This window comes from Halomonas sp. SH5A2 (assembly GCF_014263395.1).
In the GTDB taxonomy this organism is placed as follows: Bacteria; Pseudomonadota; Gammaproteobacteria; order Pseudomonadales; family Halomonadaceae; genus Vreelandella.
This window is the reverse complement of record NZ_CP058321.1, coordinates 2,529,544-2,550,719: the sequence shown is the minus strand read 5'-3', so window position 1 is coordinate 2,550,719 and position 21,176 is coordinate 2,529,544. Positions and strand designations below refer to the sequence as shown.

Annotated in this window: 16 protein-coding genes; 13 read left to right on the top strand and 3 right to left on the bottom strand. The window is 58.3% G+C overall.

The features are described 5' to 3' along the window. The first annotated feature begins 165 nt into the window (after positions 1 to 165). The 5 genes from HXW73_RS11935 (at position 166) to sucD (ending at position 8,358) form a co-directional block, all read left to right on the top strand. A complete protein-coding gene (locus tag HXW73_RS11935; protein ID WP_186253309.1) occupies positions 166 to 2,997 on the top strand; it encodes a 2-oxoglutarate dehydrogenase E1 component in 2,832 nt (943 codons plus the stop codon). A gap of 38 nt (positions 2,998 to 3,035) precedes the next feature. Next, entirely contained in the window at positions 3,036 to 4,628 is a 1,593-nt protein-coding gene (gene odhB, locus HXW73_RS11930; RefSeq protein WP_186253308.1) for a 2-oxoglutarate dehydrogenase complex dihydrolipoyllysine-residue succinyltransferase, read from the top strand. Positions 4,629 to 4,718: 90 nt separating this feature from the next. Beyond that, positions 4,719 to 6,158 (top strand): dihydrolipoyl dehydrogenase, encoded by a 1,440-nt coding sequence (lpdA, locus tag HXW73_RS11925; protein WP_186253307.1) that lies wholly within the window; start codon positions 4,719 to 4,721, stop codon positions 6,156 to 6,158. 161 nt (positions 6,159 to 6,319) lie between these two features. Next, positions 6,320 to 7,486 carry an ADP-forming succinate--CoA ligase subunit beta gene (sucC, locus tag HXW73_RS11920; protein WP_186253306.1) on the top strand — a complete coding sequence of 389 codons (1,167 nt, stop codon included), beginning with the start codon at positions 6,320 to 6,322 and terminating at the stop codon, positions 7,484 to 7,486. Further along, on the top strand, positions 7,486 to 8,358 hold the full coding sequence (sucD, locus tag HXW73_RS11915) for a succinate--CoA ligase subunit alpha (protein WP_186253305.1): 873 nt from the start codon (positions 7,486 to 7,488) through the stop codon (positions 8,356 to 8,358). Before sucC ends, sucD begins: the two co-directional genes overlap by 1 nt. A gap of 51 nt (positions 8,359 to 8,409) precedes the next feature. On the opposite strand, the gene HXW73_RS11910 is transcribed toward sucD, so the two are convergent. Then, complete coding sequence (locus tag HXW73_RS11910) at positions 8,410 to 9,471, bottom strand: lysylphosphatidylglycerol synthase transmembrane domain-containing protein (RefSeq protein ID WP_186253304.1); 1,062 nt, start codon at positions 9,469 to 9,471, stop codon at positions 8,410 to 8,412. Then, positions 9,449 to 10,567: a glycosyltransferase family 4 protein gene (locus HXW73_RS11905; RefSeq protein WP_186253303.1), complete on the bottom strand. Its 1,119-nt coding sequence runs from the start codon at positions 10,565 to 10,567 to the stop codon at positions 9,449 to 9,451. The genes HXW73_RS11910 and HXW73_RS11905 overlap by 23 nt, the downstream gene beginning before the upstream one ends. A 279-nt stretch (positions 10,568 to 10,846) precedes the next feature. Between HXW73_RS11905 and HXW73_RS11900 the strand changes: the two genes are divergently transcribed. Further along, positions 10,847 to 11,263: a CopG family transcriptional regulator gene (locus tag HXW73_RS11900; protein WP_186253302.1), complete on the top strand. Its 417-nt coding sequence runs from the start codon at positions 10,847 to 10,849 to the stop codon at positions 11,261 to 11,263. 38 nt (positions 11,264 to 11,301) lie between these two features. Beyond that, positions 11,302 to 12,513: an extracellular catalytic domain type 1 short-chain-length polyhydroxyalkanoate depolymerase gene (locus HXW73_RS11895; RefSeq protein WP_186253301.1), complete on the top strand. Its 1,212-nt coding sequence runs from the start codon at positions 11,302 to 11,304 to the stop codon at positions 12,511 to 12,513. 144 nt (positions 12,514 to 12,657) lie between these two features. On the opposite strand, the gene HXW73_RS11890 is transcribed toward HXW73_RS11895, so the two are convergent. Beyond that, on the bottom strand, positions 12,658 to 14,598 hold the full coding sequence (locus HXW73_RS11890) for an exoribonuclease II (protein ID WP_186253300.1): 1,941 nt from the start codon (positions 14,596 to 14,598) through the stop codon (positions 12,658 to 12,660). A 161-nt stretch (positions 14,599 to 14,759) separates the two neighbouring features. On the opposite strand from HXW73_RS11890, the gene HXW73_RS11885 reads away from it, so the two are divergent. The 6 genes from HXW73_RS11885 (at position 14,760) to HXW73_RS11860 (ending at position 21,158) form a co-directional block, all read left to right on the top strand. Continuing rightward, positions 14,760 to 15,557: an HAD family hydrolase gene (locus tag HXW73_RS11885; protein WP_186253299.1), complete on the top strand. Its 798-nt coding sequence runs from the start codon at positions 14,760 to 14,762 to the stop codon at positions 15,555 to 15,557. Between the two features lie 113 nt (positions 15,558 to 15,670). Then, entirely contained in the window at positions 15,671 to 16,408 is a 738-nt protein-coding gene (locus tag HXW73_RS11880) for a response regulator (RefSeq protein ID WP_186253298.1), read from the top strand. A gap of 80 nt (positions 16,409 to 16,488) precedes the next feature. Then, on the top strand, positions 16,489 to 17,892 hold the full coding sequence (locus tag HXW73_RS11875) for an ATP-binding protein (RefSeq protein ID WP_186256011.1): 1,404 nt from the start codon (positions 16,489 to 16,491) through the stop codon (positions 17,890 to 17,892). A gap of 106 nt (positions 17,893 to 17,998) precedes the next feature. Continuing rightward, positions 17,999 to 19,279 carry an ABC transporter substrate-binding protein gene (locus tag HXW73_RS11870; RefSeq protein WP_186253297.1) on the top strand — a complete coding sequence of 427 codons (1,281 nt, stop codon included), beginning with the start codon at positions 17,999 to 18,001 and terminating at the stop codon, positions 19,277 to 19,279. A gap of 81 nt (positions 19,280 to 19,360) precedes the next feature. Then, a complete protein-coding gene (locus HXW73_RS11865; RefSeq protein WP_186253296.1) occupies positions 19,361 to 20,287 on the top strand; it encodes a carbohydrate ABC transporter permease in 927 nt (308 codons plus the stop codon). After that, positions 20,280 to 21,158, top strand: a complete 879-nt coding sequence (locus HXW73_RS11860; protein WP_186253295.1) for a carbohydrate ABC transporter permease — start codon at positions 20,280 to 20,282, stop codon at positions 21,156 to 21,158. Before HXW73_RS11865 ends, HXW73_RS11860 begins: the two co-directional genes overlap by 8 nt. Positions 21,159 to 21,176: the final 18 nt, after the last annotated feature.

The following is a 21,176-nucleotide window of genomic DNA, read 5'->3' as shown; positions in this document are numbered from 1 at the left end:
ACCGGCTTTTGAGCATGAACTGATAAGAAATTGAGTTGAAAAGGGTTTCCGGCCTCTGGTCGGTGCCGCCGGCAAATGTCCCGCCCCGCCGGCAGGGCAATACCGATGTCGCCGCGGTGACGCGACGATGCCGATACCACCCCATCAGTGCAGGGTGACCGAGAAATGCAACAAGGCATAATGGAGTTGATGTGGCGTTCCTCTCACGTTAGTGGTGGCAATGCCCACTACGTGGAAGCGCTTTACGAGCAGTACCTCGCCGATTCTGAATCTGTCCCTGACGAGTGGCGCAACTATTTTGACCAGTTGCCTCGCCCGGAGGGCAGTGCCACCCACGATGTTCCACTAAGCCCTATTCGTGATCAGTTCTATCAGTTGGGCCGGGAAAATCGCCCTGCTCGAGTAGCCGCCGCTGAAAGTGGCGAGAACAAGAAGCAGGTGAAAGTCCTGCAGCTGATCAACGCTTACCGCTTTCGTGGCCATCAAAAGGCCAATATCGACCCGCTAGGGCTGCGCAATCCCACCCCCGTCCCCGATCTCGACCTCTCTTTCCACCAGCTTTCAAAAGCTGATCTGGACACCGAGTTTCAGACTGGTTCTTTCTTTCTAGGTATCGACAAGGCGCCGTTGCGCGACATTGTCGATGCGCTTGATCGTACCTACTGTCGCTCGATCGGTTGCGAGATCATGCACATCGTCGATACCGAAGAAAAACGCTGGCTGCAGCGGCGTTTTGAATCGGTACGCAGTGCACCCAAGTTCAGCGATGACGTGCGCAAGCACGTACTGGAGCGCTTGACGGCGGCCGAAGGCCTGGAAAACTACTTGGCCTCGAAGTATCCGGGTACCAAGCGTTTTGGCCTGGAAGGTGGCGAAGCCTTTGTACCCATGATGGACGAGCTGATCCAGCGTGCGGGCGGTTATGGCACCAAGGAAGTCGTGATTGGCATGGCCCACCGCGGGCGGCTTAACCTGCTGGTCAACATTCTGGGTAAAAACCCGGCTGACCTGATCGACGAGTTCGACGGCAAAAAAGTCATCGAGCGCGGTTCGGGCGACGTGAAGTACCACCAGGGCTTTAGCTCGAATGTCATGTCACCAGGCGGCGAAGTCCACCTGGCAATGTCGTTCAACCCGTCGCATCTGGAAATCGTCGCGCCCGTTGTCGAAGGCTCGGTTCGTGCACGCCAGGATCGTCGTAACGACGAAGAGGGCAGCAAAGTATTGCCCATCAATGTCCATGGCGATGCAGCATTTGCGGGCCAGGGTGTGGTCATGGAGACGTTCCAGATGTCTCAGACCCGTGCCTACAAAACCGGCGGCACGGTCCACATCGTGATCAACAACCAGGTGGGCTTTACCACCTCGCATCCGCTGGACTCGCGCTCCACTGAATACTGTACTGATATCGCCAAGATGGTTCAGGCGCCGATTTTCCACGTTAACGGCGACGATGCGGACGCGGTACTCCACGCCACCCAGGTAGCGTTGGACTACCGGCAGGAGTTCAAGAAAGACGTGGTCATCGATCTCGTCTGCTACCGTCGGCGCGGCCATAACGAAGCCGACGAGCCGTCCGGCACTCAGCCGATGATGTACTCGAAGATCAAGGACCATCCTTCTTCGCGTACGTTGTATGCCAAGCGTCTGGTCGAGCAGGGCGTTTTGTCTGAAGAAGACGCCAAGGCGATGATTGAAACCTACCGCGATGACCTGGTGGCCGGTAACCACGTGGCCAATGCGCTGGTTCAGGAGCCTAACAAGTCGTTGTTCGTCGACTGGACGCCTTACCTCGGCCATGAGTGGACCGGCAATGCCGATACCTCCTTCGATATGAAGCGGCTGCAGCAACTGGCGGCAAAAATGTGCGAGGTCCCGGACGGGGTCGATGTGCAGCGTCAGGTCGCCAAGATTTACGAAGATCGCCGCAAGATGCAGGCTGGTGGCATGGGGATTAACTGGGGGTTTGCCGAAACGCTGGCCTATGCCACCTTGATCGATCAGGGTCACCCGGTGCGTATTACCGGCCAGGACGTGGGTCGCGGCACCTTCTCCCACCGTCATGCGGTCGTGCATAACCAGAAAGATGGCAGCACCTTTGTGCCGTTGCAGAATCTGTCAGACGGTCAGCCGCGCTTCACCATCCACGACTCCATCCTGTCGGAAGAGGCTGTGTTGGCCTTTGAGTACGGTTATTCGACCACGGCTCCCAATGATCTGGTGATTTGGGAAGCCCAGTTCGGCGACTTCTTCAACGGTGCGCAAGTCGTGGTGGACCAGTTCATTTCCTCGGGTGAGACCAAATGGGGTCGCTTATGCGGCTTAACCATGCTCCTGCCCCACGGTTATGAAGGTCAGGGTCCCGAGCACTCCTCCGCACGTCTGGAGCGTTTCCTGCAGATGTGTGCTGAGCACAATATGCAGGTGTGTGTGCCGACCACCCCCGCGCAAATTTATCACTTGCTGCGCCGTCAGGTGATTCGCCCGTTGCGTAAGCCGCTGGTGGTGATGACACCTAAATCGCTTCTGCGTCACAAGCAAGCGGTTTCCAGCCTTGAAGACCTGGCCCATGGCAAGTTCCATATGGTACTGGCAGACCAGGCCGAGCTGACGGCTGAGAAGGTGAAACGCGTGATCCTGTGTGCGGGCAAGGTCTACTACGATCTTGTCAATTCGCGTGCTGAGAACGAGCGTCACGATACGGCTATTCTGCGCCTAGAGCAGCTCTATCCCTTCCCGAAAGAAGAGCTTCTTGAAGCCCTTCAGGCATATACCCAGTTGGAAGATATTGTCTGGTGCCAGGAAGAGCCGTTGAACCAGGGTGCCTGGTATTCCAGTCAGCACCATATGCGTTCTGTGGCCGACATGCTGAAAGATGGCCTGGGACGTGATTTGAAATTCGCAGGACGCCCGGCCTCTGCTGCTCCGGCAGCGGGCTATATGTCCGTCCATACTGAACAGCAGCGCCAGCTGGTGGAAGACGCGTTTAATCTTTAAGCGCCCACCGGATTTAGAGAACACATAAGGGAAACGACATGGCTACCGAGATCAAAGCGCCAACCTTTCCGGAGTCCGTTGCCGAAGGCACAGTCGCCGCTTGGCATAAGAAGCCGGGTGACAGCGTTGAGCGTGACGAGCTGATTGTTGAGATTGAAACCGACAAAGTGGTGCTCGAAGTCGTCGCACCGGAAGCGGGCACTCTAACCGACGTGATGGCCGATGAAGGCGATACTGTTGAGTCCGAGCAGGTGCTGGGCAAAATCGGCGAAGGCGAAGCCACTGGCGACAGCAGCAAGAAAGAAGCGAAATCGTCTGGCGATGACAGCGCTGAAAAATCGGCAGAGAAATCTGACGATAAGAAAGAAGCCAAGCAAGCCAGCGGCAACAGCGGTGGCGGTAAGCAGCATGAGGTGAAAGCCCCGAGCTTCCCGGAGTCGATCCAGGAAGGCACGGTTGCGACCTGGCACAAGAAAGTCGGCGAAGCCGTCAAGCGCGATGAAGTGCTGGCGGATATCGAAACCGACAAAGTTGTGCTCGAGGTGGTTGCTCCGGCCGATGGTGCGCTGGCCGAGATTAAGGCCGAAGAGGGCAGCCAGGTTGAATCAGAAGCTGTTCTGGCGACCTTTACCGAAGGTGCTGGTGGCGAGAGTGTCGGTGATGACGCCAAGCCAGCCAAGGACGAAAGCAGCGATGACGATGGCGCTGATGAAAAAGTCGGTGACAAGATCCTCGCACCTGCTGCCCGCAAGATGGTTGCGGAGCACGACCTGGACGTTGCCAAGATCGAAGGCACCGGCAAGGGCGGCCGCATTCTGAAAGAGGATGTGCAGAAAGCCGTGAAAGCAGGTTCGGCTAAGAAAGCGTCCGGTGGCGCTGCAGCGCCTAAAGGTGCTGCGGCAGCCGCTACTGCGCCTGCGGTAGAAGGTGAGCGTCCAGAGAAACGCGTGCCGATGAGCCGTCTGCGTCAAACCATCGCCAAGCGCCTGGTTGAGGCTCAGCAAACGGCTGCCATGCTGACCACTTATAACGAAGTGGACATGACGGCAGTGATGGAGTTGCGCGCGCAGTACAAGGACACCTTCCTGAAAGCGCACGATACCAAGCTTGGCTTCATGGGCTTTTTCGTCAAGGCGGCCTCCGAGGCGCTCAAGCGCTTCCCGGACGTCAACGCCTCTATCGACGGTACCGACATCGTCTATCATGGCTACCAGGATATCGGCGTTGCCGTGTCGACGCCTCGCGGCTTGGTCGTTCCGGTACTGCGCGATACGGATAGCATGAAAATCGCCGATGTCGAGAAGACAATCGTCGACTTCGGTAAGCGTGCCCGTGACGGTAAGCTCGGCATCGATGAAATGCAGGGCGGTACCTTTACGATCACCAACGGCGGTATCTTCGGCTCGCTGATGTCGACCCCGATTATCAATCCGCCGCAAACCGCCATCCTGGGGATGCACAAGATCCAGGAACGCCCCATGGCGGTCAATGGCAAGGTCGAGATTCGCCCCATGATGTACCTGGCGGTTTCCTATGATCACCGCATGATCGACGGCAAAGACGCCGTTCAATTCCTGGTGACCATGAAAGAGCTGCTGGAAGATCCCGCACGCCTGTTGCTGGACGTGTAAGAGTCACAACGACCTGTCACATACTCACGTTCAATTGCACTCTGCCTTCTGCCCCAAAAGGGAGAAGGCACCCAAACTAAAGGAGCCAACATGGCTGACAAGTTTGATGTGATCGTTATTGGTGCCGGCCCTGGTGGTTATGTCGCTGCCATCCGTGCGGCACAACTTGGCCTGAAAACCGCCTGTGTCGAAAAGTGGATCGGTAAGGAAGGCACCGTCGTTCATGGTGGTACCTGCCTGAACGTCGGCTGTATCCCGTCGAAAGCCTTGCTGGAAGCCTCGCACAAGTTCGTTGAAGCGAAGGATGATTTCGACGACCTGGGTATCCAGGCCGGTGACGTCACCATGGACGTCAAAAAGATGATGGCCCGCAAGGACAAGATTGTTAAAAATCTGACCGGCGGCATTTCGGGTCTATTCAAGGCCAATGGCGTCACGGCCATCGAAGGCACCGGTAAAGTGATTTCCGCCAAGCAGGTGGAAGTGACCGATAAGGATGGCAAAGCCACCACCTTTGACGCCGACAATATCGTTGTTGCGGCGGGCTCTGTACCGGTCGAAATTCCGCCGACCCCGCTGGTCGAAGGACTGGTTGTCGACTCCACCGGTGCGCTGGAATTCCAGGAAACACCCAAACGCCTCGGCGTGATTGGTGCCGGCATTATCGGTCTGGAACTGGGTAGCGTCTGGAACCGCCTGGGCTCCGAGGTCACGGTGCTCGAAGCCATGGATTCCTTCTTGCCCATGGTTGACGGTGCCATCGGTAAAGAAACGCACAAGCTGCTCAAGAAGCAGGGCCTGGACATCAAACTGGGCGCTCGCGTCACCGGTTCGGAAACCAATGGCGAAGAAGTGACCGTCAAGTACACCGACGCTGACGGCGAACAGGAAATGACCTTCGACAAGCTGATCGTCTGTGTCGGTCGTCGTCCTTATACCAAGGGCGTGATTGACGACAGCGTCAGCGTAGAGCTTGACGAGCGCGGCTTTATCTTTGTCGACGACCAGTGCCGTACCAATGTCCCGGGCGTTTACGCGATTGGCGACTGTGTGCGCGGCCCGATGCTGGCGCATAAGGCTTCGGAAGAAGGCATCATGGTGGCGGATATCATCGCGGGTCATAAGGCCGAGATGAATTACGACGCCATTCCCAACGTTATCTACACCTTCCCGGAAGTCGCGTGGGTGGGGATTACCGAGGAAGAAGCCAAGGCCAAAGGTATTGAAGTTAAGACCGGTAGCTTCCCGTTCGCGGCAAGCGGCCGCGCGATGGCCAACAATGCCACTGAAGGCAATGCCAAGATCATCGCTGATGCGGAAACCGACCGCATTCTGGGTATGCACATCGTTGGCCAGCACGCCGGTGAGATGATTGCCCAGGGCGTGATCGCCATGGAATTCGGCTCCAGTGCCGAAGACCTCGCGCTGACTTGCTATGCGCACCCGACCATGTCGGAAGCGGTGCATGAAGCGGCGCTCGCGGTTGAAGGCCACGCGATCCATATGGCCAACCGCAAAAAGCGTAAGTAAATTACGCCGTAACAAAAAAGCGCCACCCTAGGGTGGCGCAACGCTTTCGGCCATGTCTTTTCGACGCGGTTTGAAAAACAGAGATCGAAAGCACGGGGATGACAGTTCTTTCAAGGAAACTGATCATCGTTCGAGTCACATGCAACCAATGGCATGAATCGATGAACCTTCACGAGTATCAAGGCAAACAGCTGTTTGCCGATTATGGTCTACCCGTGTCCAAGAGCTTTGCTGTGGACACTCCCGAAGAAGCTGAAGACGCATGTAAAAAGATCGGCGGCGACATGTGGGTGGTTAAAGCCCAGGTGCACGCAGGTGGCCGCGGTAAAGCGGGCGGCGTAAAGCTGATTAAAGACCCGGCTGATGCCAAGGCGTTTGCCGAGCAGTGGCTGGGCAAAAACCTGGTGACCTTCCAGACCGACGAGCACGGCCAGCCGGTTTCCAAGATCCTGGTCGAGACCTGCACCGATATCGCCGATGAGCTGTATCTGGGTGCTGTTGTCGATCGTACGACCCGCCGTGTGGTCTTTATGGCCTCTACCGAAGGCGGCGTAGAGATCGAGAAAGTCGCCGAAGAAACGCCCGAAAAGATTCTCAGAGCCGAGATTGATCCGCTGGTCGGTGCACAGCCTTACCAGGCGCGTGAGCTGGCATTTGCGTTGGGCCTTTCCGGCGACCAGATCAAGCAGTTCACCAAGATCTTCCTGGGGCTGTCCAAGCTGTTCCATGAGAAAGACCTGGCGCTGCTTGAAATTAACCCGTTGGTCATTACCGACCAAGGCAACTTGCACTGCCTAGACGCCAAGCTTGGCCTCGACAGCAACGCGCTGTACCGTCACCCGGACCTTCAGGCGATGCGTGATCCGTCTCAGGAAGACGAGCGCGAAGCTGAAGCGGCTGCATGGGAACTCAACTATGTGGCGCTGGATGGCAACATCGGCTGCATGGTCAACGGCGCAGGCCTGGCCATGGGTACCATGGACATCGTCAACTTGAACGGCGGCAAGCCGGCCAACTTCCTCGATGTTGGCGGCGGTGCCACCAAAGAGCGCGTTGCTGAAGCCTTCAAACTGATTCTGTCTGACGACTCCGTCAAGGCCGTACTGGTGAACATCTTCGGCGGCATCGTGCGTTGCGACATGATCGCTGAAGGCATCATCGGTGCCGTTGAGCAGGTCGGTGTCAACGTCCCGGTTGTCGTACGTCTGGAAGGTAACAACGCCGAGCTAGGCACCGAGAAACTCGCGTCTAGCGGTCTCAATATTATCGCGGCTACCAGTCTGACCGACGCGGCTCAGCAGGTCGTTAAAGCGGCGGAGGGCAAGTAATGAGCATCCTGATCGATAAGAACACCAAGGTCATCTGCCAAGGCTTTACGGGTGGCCAGGGTACGTTCCACTCCGAGCAGGCGATTGCCTACGGTACGCAGATGGTCGGTGGTGTTACCCCCGGTAAAGGCGGCCAGGAGCACCTGGGTCTGCCTGTTTTCAACACCGTGAAAGAAGCGGTCGAGAAAATCGGCGCTGAAGCCAGCGTGATCTACGTTCCGGCACCGTTCTGCAAAGACTCAATCCTTGAAGCGGCCAACGCCGGTATCAAGCTGATTGTGTGCATCACCGAAGGCATTGCCACGCTCGATATGCTCGAAGCCAAGGTGAAGTGCGACGAGCTGGGTGTACGCCTGATCGGCCCGAACTGCCCGGGTGTTATCACACCGGGTGAATGCAAGATCGGCATCATGCCGGGCCACATCCACCAGCCGGGCCGTGTTGGCATCGTATCGCGTTCGGGTACCTTGACCTACGAAGCGGTCAAGCAGACCACTGATCATGGCTTTGGTCAGTCCAGCTGTGTTGGCATCGGCGGTGATCCGATCCCGGGTTCCAACTTTATCGACATCCTTGAGATGTTCGAGAAAGACCCGAAAACCGAAGCCATCGTCATGATCGGCGAAATCGGTGGCACGGCTGAAGAAGAAGCAGCGGCTTACATCAAAGCCAACGTTTCCAAGCCTGTTGTTGCCTACATTGCCGGTGTGACAGCACCTCCCGGCAAGCGTATGGGTCATGCGGGCGCGATCATCTCCGGCGGTAAAGGCACCGCTGACGAGAAGTTTTCTGCCCTTGAAGACGCCGGTGTTAAAACCGTGCGCTCTTTGGCTGAAATCGGCGACGCACTGAAAGCAGTGACTGGCTGGTAAGCGGTTACGTAGCCTGGCGTGTGCTATACGCGCCTGATACGAAAAGAGCACCTACGGGTGCTCTTTTTTTGTCTCTGGCGCATATCCACCGGTCGAGGGAATACCTTTGAACAAGCGAAATCCGTAGCTCAGGAAAAACGGCGCGCCAGCGGCCAGATAAAGGTGGTAGCTGATAAGGCGCCATATCAACACCGCAGCGGCGGCCTGCTCGGCGGCCATTAACGGCAGTAACAGCGAGCCAACCCCTACCTCAGCGGCCCCGGCGCCGCCGGGCAAAAAGCTCAACTGACTGGCGGCCATGGCCAGCATTTGGGTCAAGAAAGTCCACACCCAATCGATATCGCCCCCCACGCCGAGCACCGCCAGGTAGAGCAGGCTGTAGCGCATCAGCCAGTGGGCCGTGGTCAGCAGCAGCATTGCTACCAGCGTGGTGCGAGGCAGCGACAGCGTTACCTTCAAGGCCTGACGAAAGCCCAGAACGCCCCGGGCAAGGCGTCGGCGGCGGTAGCGGCTCAGCCAGGTAAGTCTGAAGCGCTTAGCCCGCAATAGGCGGGGTAACTGATAGACCAGCAGGCTAACGAGCGTGGCGCATACGACCAGGCCAGCCAAGGCGGACTGCACGAGCGCCTGGTGGGGCCAGTTAACATCGCTGACCAGTGACAGGATCACCAGTCCGCCGAGCATGCTGAGAAAGAACAGCATGTCGCAGCCCTGATCGATCAGAAATACAGCGCTACCTTTGGACGGAGGTAGGCCACGCTGCGCCAATAGTACGAGCAGCGTGGCGGGGCCGCCGCTACCGCCCGGCGTGGCACACAGGGCAAATTTCGATGCCAACTCAATACCCAGGGCACCGCGTTGCCCCAGTGGGCCTGCCCGCCCGCCCAGCATCAAGCGTAGCCGTGCAGCGTTCAGGTTCCAGCATAGGCAGGCGAGGAATAGCATCAGCAGCAGTAGGCCAAGCGGAAACTGGCGCACGCGCTGCCAGGCGTCACTGCCGCCGATCCAGGCGGTCAGCAACAGTGGTAATCCCAATGCCAGCACTATCATGGCGATCTGCAGCGGACGCCAGCGCCACCAGGTTTTGGGCTTAGTGTGGTTGATGGAGGGCATGGGGCATGGCGGTATCGGCTAAGGTTTCGTAGTGAGTCAGCAAAGAGTGCATCACGCTATCCCAATTAACGTGGCGCTCCACATGGCGGCGTGCATAGCGCCCGCTGGCGGCAATGTCATTGCTGAATAGCGCATCGCAGGCCTCGGCCATGGCGGCTGGGTCCAGCGGGCGGCATAAAATGCCGGCGCCGAGGGGAACGTTCTCAGCCAGTGCCCCGGCACGCGCGGCGACCACCGGGGTGCCGCAGGCCATGGCTTCCTGGGCGATCAGGCCAAAGGTTTCCCGGGTACCCGCATGCAGAAGGGCATCGCTGCTGGCGAGCGCTTTGGCTACCTCGTGGGCACCGCAACAGCGGTCGACCACGGTGACGTTGGCGGGTACCTGATGTGGCATCCCGGGGCCCATCAGCAAGAGATGGTAGTCGTCGCCAAGCGTGCGCATGGTGGCTAGCAGTACATCGATATTTTTTTCCCGGGAATAGCGGCCGACGAAAATCAACAGCTTTTTATGCGGGGGTATGCCCATGCTTGCGCGAAAGTCAGCGTCGTACTGGTCGGGGTGGAAGTGATGTACGTCTACCCCAAGGGGCTGCATTCGGACGTTTTCGACGCCCCATTCCCGTAGGCGGTCTGCCATGGTCTGACAGGGCGCCAGCACGCTATCAAACTGACGATAGAGGCTCGTCACGTAGCGGACCAAGCGCCGACTCACATGCCGCCCGAAGCGGTCGCCCATCAGGCGTGGCAAGTCCGAGTGATAAAACCCGACCACGGGAATGCCCAGCCGTTGGCCGGCCTCGAGCGCAGCCCAGGCCGTCACGTAGGGGTCGCCTGCCTCGATGAGGTCGGGTCGTAAGCCAATCAGCGCGTCGCGCCATGGAGCCGCGCGCAGAGGAAAGCGGTAACCTTGCCCAAGGGGTAAGCGAAAGGCCGGTAAGGTGTGCTGGTCGCCAAGACTGTCTCGCTCGGCACCGGGTACCAGCAAGCTGGTGCGCACGCCGGGGTAGCGGGAAAAGACACGATGCTTGGCCTGTAGATAGGTGCGCACGCCGCCGCTGGCGGGGGCATGGAACATGGTTACATCGGCGATGTGCAAGGTAACCTCCCGTTTTAAAAATATCCCTCCCCACCATAAGCGAGAAATACGTCAGTTCAGCGACACTTGAGCCGAGGCGTTGGTGTTGCTGCTTTCCTCGCGTGGCGATCCGCGTATGACGGCGCTTCCTTATGTTGACGCCTGGATTATTAATTGTGCGCTGGACTATTTCTGAGGCTGCGTTATTATAAAAAACATCCATATGGATGGTATATGGAATCTTTTAGATGGTGTAATGACAAATAGATGTTCGATGACTAGTACAGCGAGGCTTCATATATGAGCGTGCATGAACTGCGCCGCAAGGGCGGCGACTCCAGCGAAAAGATCACCATTAATTTAGGGGTTGTCGACCTGGGGCAGATCGATCTGCTGGTTCAGGAAGGTTTCTACTCCAATCGAACCGATCTGATTCGTACGGCTATTCGTAATCAGCTAGCAACCCATGCCGAGGTCGTAAGAGAGACAGTGACACGCAAGGCGTTTGTACTGGGGATTGAGCATTACAGCCGCGCGGATCTAGAGGCTCTGCAGTCAGCAGGGGAAATGCTGCAGGTTCAGGTGCTAGGTATGGCCAGCATTGCCGACGATGTAACGCCGGAGCTTGCCCTTGCCACTATTGAGTCCGTGGTGGTGTTAGGCGCCCTTAATGCCAGTAAGGCGGTTAAGGCCGCTCTGGCGGATAGAATCCACTGAATCACTCACTACGCAATCATTGAATAAGGCTATAGAAAATGATCGATGCCATTATGACGAAGCGAATGGAAGAAGCGACGCGCCTCACCCGCGCTGGAAAGCTGCAAGAGGCCATGTCTCTGATCCAAGGCAGCGTGCCCGAAGCAAAAGAGAATGAAACGCCGAATAAAGCTTATCAAGGCGGCAATACCTTTGATGGAACCTGCGAGGTCATGGACGAAGATGCCACCGTAACGAAGCCAACTCCTGCTGACTCGGCATCTGGCGCATTTTCAACCGGTGATATTAACGTACCTTCTGCATGGCGCGATAAGTGGATGAAGTATCGTGGCGCCGTCGCTCAGCCCGAGCAGGCCAAAGGCGCCACTGAGGAGCCGCGGCCTGGTGCGTTTACTGCCGGTCGTTTTACCAACCGAGTCGGGACGCGCGATTACAAGCTGTATGTTCCCAGCGGCTATCACGGTCAAGCACTACCGCTGGTGGTTATGTTGCATGGCTGTACGCAAAACCCTGATGATTTCGCCGCTGGAACTGACATGAACCGGCTGGCCGAAGAGCAGCTTTGCTGTGTGCTTTATCCTGCCCAGCCGATGAGTGCCAATAGCTCAAAGTGCTGGAACTGGTTTAAAGCTGAAGACCAGCATCGCGAAGGCGGTGAGCCAGCGATTATTGCCGGTATGACCCGTCAGGTTATCGCCACTCATGGGCTGGATGCCTCCCGGGTTTATGTGGCGGGCCTCTCCGCAGGCGCCGCCATGGCGACGACGCTGGCGATGACTTATCCAGATTTATTCGCCGCTGTGGGTGTGCACTCCGGGCTACCTCACGCGGTAGCCCAGAGTCTTCCTGATGCGCTGAGCGCGATGCAGGGCGGCACAGGGCCCCTCGGTGGCGGTAAAAAAGCGAAAGGCACCGGGTGGGCATCGGACGTCCCAGCCATTATCTTTCATGGTGATCGCGATACGACAGTGCACCCAAGCAATGGGGACCGTATTGCTGCCCAGTACAGCACGTCGCGCCAAGCTGGAGCGAAGGTAGAACAGGGCAAGGTGGTTAATGGTCATGCCTATACGCGTACTACACACAACGATGCGTCGGGCGTGACGCGCCTGGAGCAGTGGCAAATACACGGCGCCGGTCACGCCTGGTCAGGTGGGAGCAGTAAAGGCAGTTACACCGACCCGAAAGGGCCGGATGCCACGCAGGAAATGCTGCGCTTTTTCTTTGGCCACCAACAGGCTTGTACATAGCGGCGTGCAGCATGGGAAGCTTTTGTAGGTTGCCCGTGCGTTGATGAGGGCTGCCTAAAAGCCCAGACAACATAACCAACAACGGCGCCTCAGGGCGCCGTTGTTGGTTGGTCATGGCCTAGCCGATTATTGCTGATGAGTAGCCTAGGCGGCTGGCTTAGCCACCAGCGAGCGAGTCTCTTCGCGGGCTTCGGTGAGCACGACGCGAAGGCTGTCGCCCAGCTTGTAGCGTTCCTCGCCTTCGATCTGGATGCGGCCCTCTTTATCGTCAATCACCACCTTGCTGCGGTCGCTGTGCATCAAGGGAGCGGGCACGAAGGCCGTTGCACCGTTTTCAACCAGGCGAACGCGCATGCCGCCACGGTTGACTGCCATGATTTCAGCGTCAAAGGTGTCCTGGTTTTGCGCGGCTGGCGTCAGGTAGCGCACGTAGAGCCAGTCTTTGACGTCGCGCTCGGCCATGCGGTTCAGGCGGCGGCGCTCGGTCAGCTGTTCGGTGAGCTGTTGGCTGGCTTCCGCTGGAGCCTGTTCGCCCTTCAGCACGCGCTTGATCAAGCGGTGGTTGACCATATCGCCATACTTACGGATCGGCGACGTCCAGGTGGCGTAGGCGGCAAGGCCCAGGCCAAAGTGCGGGCCTGGTTGGGCCGACATGCTGGTGAAACCCTGGAAACGGCGCAGGCGGGCATCCAGCCAGGCATCGTCGCGGCTTTCCAGCGCGCGTTTGAGGTCTTTGTAGTGGGCAAGCTCGGTTAACGCCTGCTGGTCCACCTCAATTTCCTGGCCGGCCAGGAATTCCTGCGCGGCTTCGGCTTTTTCAGGCTCAAAGGCGCGGTGCACGTTGAAGATGCCGTGGCCGATGTGCTGGGCGAGGAAGTCGGCGCAACAGGCGTTGGCGGCAATCATCGACTCCTCGATCATGCGGTTGGCAATGCGGCGATCTTCGGTGCGAATACCCAGCACGTTGCCCGCATCGTCCAGGTCAAAGACGTAATCTGGACGGTCTTTGAAGACCAGGGCATGCTCGTTACGCCAGGCGGTACGCGCTTCGGTTAAGTCGCGCAGCGCCGTCAACTGCTCGGCGATGTTATCCGCCGGGGCCCACTCACCCTGACCGTCGATCCAGTCAGACACGTGGTCGTAAGCCAGTTTGGCGTGGGATTTGACGTTGGCGGCGAAGAAGCGGTAATCGCCCAGGCTGCCGTCGGCATTGATATCCAGTGTGCAGGCCAGTGCCGGGCGTTCTTGTCCTTCCCACAGCGAACACAAGTCGTCCGACAGCTTCTCGGGCAGCATGGTGACGTTCTGGCCGGGCAGGTACACCGTAAAGGCGCGGGTGCGCGCTTCAAGATCGGCGACGTGGCCTTCTTCCACGTAGGCGGTAGGGTCGGCGATGGCGACGCTCAACTGCCAGCCGCCTTCGGCGCGCGCCGTGACGTGCAGCGCGTCATCCATATCGCGGGTCTTTTCACCGTCGATGGTAAAGAAGGGCTGCGCGGTAAGGTCTTCGCGGACGAGGCCTTCGTCGTGCAGAGGCCAGTCGTCGCCCGCATTGGGAGATGCCTGCTCCAGCGCATGGCGGGCAAGCGTGACACGCCATGGCACGGCGGGGTCGTCGGATTTGGCCACCAGCTCGTCAATCTGGCTGAAAAAGCCGCGATCGTTTTCTTTCAGCGGGTGACGAACCAGACGGGCGACGACCCAATCGCCATCAGCAATGGTCGATTCATCCAGGCTGTTCTTGATGCGCGCTTTGAGCACGTTACGAATCGAAGGATGATCCGGTACGACGGCAAGGCGATCTTCGCGTTTTTGCACACGGGCAACAAAACGGTCGAGCCCCGCTTCAATCAACTTCTCGGGCTCAAGGGTTTTTTTATCGCCGTTCTCGTGAATCACGCCTTCGACACGGTCGCCATGCAGCACCTGCTTCATGGCGGGGGGCGGTACGAAGTAGGATTCACCGTCGTCGGTTTCAAGAAACCCGAAGCCTTTCTCGGTAGCTTTGATCACCCCTTCGGCACGCGGGGTGGTGTCACGAATCTGTTGCTTGAGCGAGGCAAGCACGGAATTGTTTTGCAGCATGAGGTCAATCAGTTGGCGAAGGATAGGGTGACACTATACGGATTACCGCGGGCCGCGCCAATTGTCGTTGCTGTTGGTCGATTTGGAGCACTACAAGTCAACTACTTACATGCGGTTTACCGAATCGGGTAAGCTATTGAGACATCTTTCGGGAGCGCGCTATGACACCTCGGCTAATTGTTTCGGACTTGGATGGCACCCTGCTGGGGATTGATCACCGGCTGCACGATGAGACGGTTGACGTACTTCGCCAGTTGCATCGCCAGGGGCATCACGTCGCACTGGCGTCGGGCCGTCATTATCACGATATGCGGGTGTTCCGTGATCAACTGGCTATTCCGGTGCACTTGATCAGTACCAACGGCGCTTATGTGCACGACCCGAAAGATATATTGCTCGCCGCCAACCATGTTGCGCCTGAGCATGCACAGACGTTGATCGATCTTCCCCGCCCGCCCCAGGTACGGCTTAATATTTACCGTGAAAGCGGCTGGCATATCGATGCAGAAGCCCCGCACTTACTGTCACTTCATGCCTCCACCGGCTTTCGCTATGACGTTGTACCACCTGCGCAGATGGACACTAACGGCGTAGGCAAAGTGCTTTATCTGGGTGATCCAGCGGCGCTTAAGCAACTGGAAGCCCAGGCGCAGGAAGCGCACGGCGCTGCGCTGCATATTACCTACTCGACGACCGATTCGCTGGAAATCATGGCCCGCGGCGTCAACAAGGGGGTCGCGCTATCATCACTGTTGGAGCGGTTGGGGTTAACGGCCGCCGACTGCCTGGCCTTTGGCGATAACCTCAACGATACCGAAATGCTGGATCTGGCAGGCGAAGCCCAGGTGATGGCCAACGCCCACCCGGCGTTGTTCAATCGCGTCACCGGCGCTGAACGCATTGGTCATCACGGTGAGGCGGCCGTTGCTGAGTGGCTGAGAGAGCGTTTTAGGCTGTAACAGGCTACCACCTTAGTCGAGGCTGCCTTGTCACCCGCGTTTGGCTCGCCCATGATCATCTTCCTTACATAACAATAGCGTGGGATCAGCCTGCCGCGATGACAACCGCCACCATGACAACGTCCACCCCGACCAAGCCTGCGACGCTGTTCGTGGTCGATGACGACCCGGAAATATGTGAGCTGCTGGCGGATTATCTGAGCCGCCATGGCTATCACGTGCTGACCGCTCAGGATGCCGACGCGCTGAGAGCCCTCATGCAGCAGACGTCGGCAGATCTGCTGATCGTCGATCTGATGCTGCCGGGGGACGACGGCTTTTCAATCTGTCGTGAGGTGCGCAAACAAAGCGACGTGCCGATCATCATGCTGACCGCCAGCGCCGATGAAACCGACCGCATTCTGGGCCTGGAGTTGGGCGCCGATGACTATTTGGGTAAGCCGTTCAACCCGCGCGAATTGCTGGCGCGCATCAAGGCGGTCATGCGTAGAACCCGGCCCGCTCAAGTCGCAACCAGCGCCGATCACGCGCGCTGCGTGAGCTTCGGTGGCTGGCAGTTGGATCGCATGACCCGCGAACTGATCGACCAACAGGGCGAACGTACGGCGCTGTCCGGGGCCGATTTCCAACTGCTTCAGGTCTTCCTTGAACGCCCCGCTACGGTACTTTCCCGCGACGATCTTTATGCACTTACCCGAGGCCGCGACGCACCGCCACTGGACCGCTCGATCGACGTTCACGTCTGTCGGCTGCGCCAGCGGCTGGGCGAGGATGCTCAACACTCGCAGCTGATTCGTACCGTCCGGGGAGCGGGTTACATATTAACCGCCCGGGTTGATGCGCTAACGTGAACCCGTTGCGCTGGCAAACCCTCAAGCGTCGTGGGGCGCGCTGGTTGCCGACCACGTTACGCGGTCGTTTCGTGATCATCATGTTGGCGGGGGTGTTGGTCGCTCAGGTGGCAAGCTACGCGATCTGGACGTCTCAAGTGCGTTCCAGTCAGCTACGACAGCTGGATGAGCTGTCGACCAACATGGCGTTCAGTATCGCGTCCACAATGCAGTATTTCCGTTCGCTGCCCTACGAATATCGCCATATCGTGCTCGACCAGTTGCGCAATATGGGCGGCACGCGCTTCTTTGTCAGTATCAACGAGCAGCGCTTAACCATCGAGGATATTGGTTCTGGCCCTGAAAAGCAGGTGGTGGTCGATAATGTCCGCACGGTCCTTACCGAGCAGCTCAATATCGACGACGTCGTCGTGGAGTTTTCCCGGCCCGAGACGCTTCGTGTTTTGAATAACGAAGTATTGCTCAGGGATCTGCCGCCGCGGTGGGGCCAGCACAGCCTGCTGATGGAGCCGCTTTCGCCCCCGATTCTGGTCGTCCAGTTGGAGCTGGCGCCGGACACCTGGCTTTACGTGGCCACGTTGCTGGGCGTGCCGGATATTTTCACGGGCTATCGCTGGCTTTCCGAAGAGCGGGTGCTGGTCGGGCTGCTGGTGCTGCTTAGCGTGATAGCCCTGTCGTTGCTGGGGATTCGCAGCGCGACCCGCCCGTTGGCGCGGCTCTCCAGGGCGGCACTGCAGCTTGGCGACGATTTGGATATGCCGCCACTCAAGGAGAGTGGGCCTAAAGAGGTCGCCGCCACAGCGGTAGCATTTAACCGGATGCAGCAGCGTATTCGCGAGCAGATCGAAGAACGCGAGCGGTTGTTTTCGGCGATCTCCCACGACCTGAAAACGCCGCTGACGCGCCTGCGCCTGCGGGCCGAAATGCTGGAGGATGAGGTTCAGCGGGAGCGTTTCTGCGCAGCCTTGGATGAACTCGATAGCCTGGTCAAGGGAGCGCTGGCGTCGGTAAAAGGCCTGGACCTGCACGAAGCCCCCAAGCCGGTGGACCTTGAAGCACTCATAGACGACATCGCCGAGGAGCTTCGACTCCAGGGCGGGCGCGTGACGGTGCAGGGCAAGGCCGCACCGCTCACGGTTAAGCCGATGGCCTTCAAGCGCTGTCTGGCAAACCTGCTGGAAAATGCCGTCTTCTATGGGCAGCACGCGGATGTATCGCTTGTGGATCAGGCAGGTTTTGTAACGATCAACATTCGCGACCACGGCCCTGGTATTCCGGATGATCAGCTTTCCCGCGTGTTCTCGCCGTTTGTACGTCTGGAGCCGTCGCGCAGCCGCCATACCGGGGGCAGTGGACTAGGCCTGGGCATTGCCCGCCATATCGCTCGCGCTCACGGCGGTGATATTGAACTGGCGAATCATCCAGAGGGTGGTTTGTGCGTCACCCTGACAGTGCCCCACCATGAAACTATTACCGATTTGTAATAAACCTTAAATACTATGCAGGAATCGGTAACGCCCATGTGTGCGTATTTACAGTACGCTGTTGGATGTCATTGACGATACACAACAACAACAGCAGGAGTTACCCATGCCCATGTTAGAAAAAACCTCGTTGAAGAAAACCTCCCTTGCCCTTGCCACGACGCTTGCCGGCCTCACCATGACCGGCCAGGCTCAGGCCAATGAGGTCGAAGTCCTGCACTGGTGGACCTCCGGTGGTGAAGCGCGGGCAGCGAACGTGCTTAAAGACCTGATGGAGGCTGAAGGTTACGGGTGGGAAGATTTTGCCGTCGCCGGCGGCGGGGGTGAAACCGCTATGACGGTGCTTAAGTCCCGTGCCATGTCGGGCAACCCTCCTTCAGCAGCACAAATCAAGGGGCCCGAGATTCAAGAGTGGGGCGAGCTTGGCTTGCTTGGCAGCCTGAATGATGTCGCTGAGGCTGAAGATTGGGATGCGTTATTGCCCGACGTGGTCGCCGATATCATGCAGTACGGCGGCGAGTACGTGGCAGTGCCGGCCAACGTTCACCGCGTCAACTGGCTGTGGGCCAACCCCGAGGTGCTGGACGACGCTGGCGTTGAAATGCCTACGACGCTTGATGAGCTGTTTGATGCAGGCGAGGCCATTCGTGCTGCGGGTTATATTCCGTTAGCCCATGGGGGGCAGGCGTGGCAAGACGCCACCATCTTTGAAAGCGTGGTTATCGGCAGTCAGGGCGGCGAATTTTACCAGCGCGCGTTTGTTGATCTTGATCCCGAGGCCTTGGGCGGTGAGCGTATGGTTGACGCTCTGGAGGACTTTAAGCGTTTACGCGAGCTGATGGATGACGGCATGTCAGGGCGCGACTGGAACATCGCTACGGGGATGGTGATTGACGGTGAAGCCGCCATGCAGATGATGGGCGACTGGGCCAAAGGCGAGTTTACCGCACGAGGCCTGACCGCAGGGGAAGACTATCTGTGCGCCCCGGCACCGGGTACCGAGGATGTTTTCGCCTTCAATATCGACAGCCTGGCGATGTTCCGGGTTAACGACGAGGAAGAGCTTGAAGCCCAGCAGGCGCTGGCCCGCCTGGTGCTTGAGCCCACCTTCCAGGAAGCCTTCAACCTGGCCAAAGGCTCGATCCCCGCGCGGCCCGACCTGGACATGAGCGAGTTTGACAGCTGTGCGCAGCAGTCGCTCAGCGATTTCCAGCGCACCGCTGAAGAGGGCGGACTGGTGCCGAGCATGGCCCACGGTATGGCCGTTCGCGCCGATATCCAAGGGGCTATCTTCGATGTGGTGACCAACTACTTCAACGATGACGACATGCAAGCCGAAGAAGCCGCTGAACGGCTGGTCAACGCGGCTGAAGCAGCTTCGTTCTAACGTTCATTCGCAACCTGTATAGGCGCTGACCGGCGTCGCCGCGCTGGCGGCGCCATCGCTTTCTGGCGAGGACGTTTCCCCATGAAAAACCCTTCTAAGGCGCGTGTCGGGCATCCTGCTCCGCGTGCCTCGACCTTGGGTGGCTTGCAGGCGTGGCTACCACGCCTGGTGCTGGCCCCCTCGGTGGCTATTTCGCTGTTCTTTGTTTACGGCTTCATGCTGTGGACCTTTATTCTGTCGCTGACCAGCTCGAGAATGCTGCCAAGCTATGACTTTGTCGGCTTTGGTCAGTACGCCCGGTTGATGCAAAACGACCGCTGGTGGGTGGCATCCACCAACCTGATGATCTTCGGTTCACTGTTCGTGGTGATTTGCCTGGTGATTGGTGTGCTGCTGGCGATGCTGCTTGACCAGAAAATCCGCCAGGAAGGCGCACTGCGCACGATTTACCTCTACCCCATGGCGCTATCGTTTATCGTCACCGGGGTCGTCTGGAAGTGGTTGCTGAATCCCAGCTTGGGGATTCAAGCCATGGTTCGCAGTTGGGGCTTTGAATCGTTTCGCTTTGACTGGCTGGTTGATTCGGACATGGTGATTTACACCCTGGTGATTGCCGCCGTATGGCAGGCGTCAGGGTTTGTCATGGCGCTGTTTTTAGCCGGATTGAGGGGCATTGACGACAGCATCATCAAGGCTGCCCAGTTGGACGGCGCCAGCCTGCCGCGCGTTTACTGGCGGGTGGTAATGCCTTGCCTGCGCCCTGTGGTGTTCAGCGCGGTGATGATCCTGGCGCACATTGCGATCAAGAGCTTCGACCTGGTGGTTGCCTTGACAGGCGGTGGCCCCGGCTACGCGTCAGACCTGCCCGCTACCTTCATGTACGCTCACGCGTTCAACCGCGCGCAGATTGGTCTGGGCTCGGCGAGTGCCATGTTAATGCTGGGCGGCGTGCTGGCCATTCTGATTCCGTATCTGTATTCCGAATTGAGGAGCCGTCGGCATGGCTAATGTGATTCGTCGTCAAACGCTAGCCGCGCGCGTCAGCCGACTGGCGGTATATAGTGTGCTGATCCTCGCGGCCCTGTTCTATCTCTTGCCGCTGGCGGTGATGCTGATGACCTCGGTGAAACCGCTCAGTGAAATCAGCGCAGGCACGCTGCTGACGCTGCCGCAAAACCCGACCTTGGCACCCTGGACAAAAGCCTGGGGCGAGGCCTGTACAGGTATGCGCTGCGATGGGGTTGGCGGCTACTTCTGGAACTCCTTTGCGATTGTGATTCCCGCGGTGCTGATTTCCACAACGATTGGTGCGCTGAACGGCTACGCGCTGACCAAATGGCGCTTTAAAGGCTCGGAACTGGTTTTCGCGCTGATGCTGTTTGGTTGTTTCATTCCGTTTCAGGTGGTGTTGCTACCCATGGCGCAAACCCTGGGCTGGCTGGGTATTTCAAGCTCCCGTGCGGGGTTGATCCTGGTTCACGTGGTGTTTGGGATTGCCTTTACGACGCTGTTTTTCCGAAATTTTTATGTCGGTATCCCCAATGAGCTGGTATCAGCGGCAAAGCTGGACGGCGCAGGGTTCTTCCGCATTTTCTGGCGAATTCTGCTGCCCGTCTCGACACCGATTATCGTGGTCTCGGTGATCTGGCAGTTTACCCAGATATGGAACGACTTTCTGTTCGGCGTGGCGTTTTCAGCCCATAACACCCAGCCGGTGACCGTGGCGCTCAACAATTTGGTCAATACCTCCACCGGCGTGCGCGAATACAACGTGGACATGGCCGCCGCGATGATTGCCGCGCTGCCCACATTGGTGGTTTACGTGCTTGCCGGTAAATACTTTGTACGTGGGCTGACGGCGGGCTCGGTTAAAGGCTAATAACAAATAGGATTTTCA

Excerpts from the sequence above, each read along its gene's own strand:
- HXW73_RS11880 (WP_186253298.1), top strand. The coding sequence starts at position 15,671 with ATGACAACGTCCACCCCGACCAAGCCTGCGACGCTGTTCGTGGTCGAT.
- HXW73_RS11865 (WP_186253296.1), top strand. The coding sequence starts at position 19,361 with ATGAAAAACCCTTCTAAGGCGCGTGTCGGGCATCCTGCTCCGCGTGCC.
- HXW73_RS11935 (WP_186253309.1), top strand. The coding sequence starts at position 166 with ATGCAACAAGGCATAATGGAGTTGATGTGGCGTTCCTCTCACGTTAGT.
- lpdA (WP_186253307.1), top strand. The coding sequence starts at position 4,719 with ATGGCTGACAAGTTTGATGTGATCGTTATTGGTGCCGGCCCTGGTGGT.
- HXW73_RS11900 (WP_186253302.1), top strand. The coding sequence starts at position 10,847 with ATGAGCGTGCATGAACTGCGCCGCAAGGGCGGCGACTCCAGCGAAAAG.
- HXW73_RS11860 (WP_186253295.1), top strand. The coding sequence starts at position 20,280 with ATGGCTAATGTGATTCGTCGTCAAACGCTAGCCGCGCGCGTCAGCCGA.
- sucD (WP_186253305.1), top strand. The coding sequence starts at position 7,486 with ATGAGCATCCTGATCGATAAGAACACCAAGGTCATCTGCCAAGGCTTT.
- HXW73_RS11885 (WP_186253299.1), top strand. The coding sequence starts at position 14,760 with ATGACACCTCGGCTAATTGTTTCGGACTTGGATGGCACCCTGCTGGGG.
- HXW73_RS11870 (WP_186253297.1), top strand. The coding sequence starts at position 17,999 with ATGCCCATGTTAGAAAAAACCTCGTTGAAGAAAACCTCCCTTGCCCTT.
- HXW73_RS11890 (WP_186253300.1), bottom strand. The coding sequence starts at position 14,598 with ATGCTGCAAAACAATTCCGTGCTTGCCTCGCTCAAGCAACAGATTCGT.
- HXW73_RS11910 (WP_186253304.1), bottom strand. The coding sequence starts at position 9,471 with ATGCCCTCCATCAACCACACTAAGCCCAAAACCTGGTGGCGCTGGCGT.
- odhB (WP_186253308.1), top strand. The coding sequence starts at position 3,036 with ATGGCTACCGAGATCAAAGCGCCAACCTTTCCGGAGTCCGTTGCCGAA.
- sucC (WP_186253306.1), top strand. The coding sequence starts at position 6,320 with ATGAACCTTCACGAGTATCAAGGCAAACAGCTGTTTGCCGATTATGGT.
- HXW73_RS11895 (WP_186253301.1), top strand. The coding sequence starts at position 11,302 with ATGATCGATGCCATTATGACGAAGCGAATGGAAGAAGCGACGCGCCTC.
- HXW73_RS11875 (WP_186256011.1), top strand. The coding sequence starts at position 16,489 with ATGTTGGCGGGGGTGTTGGTCGCTCAGGTGGCAAGCTACGCGATCTGG.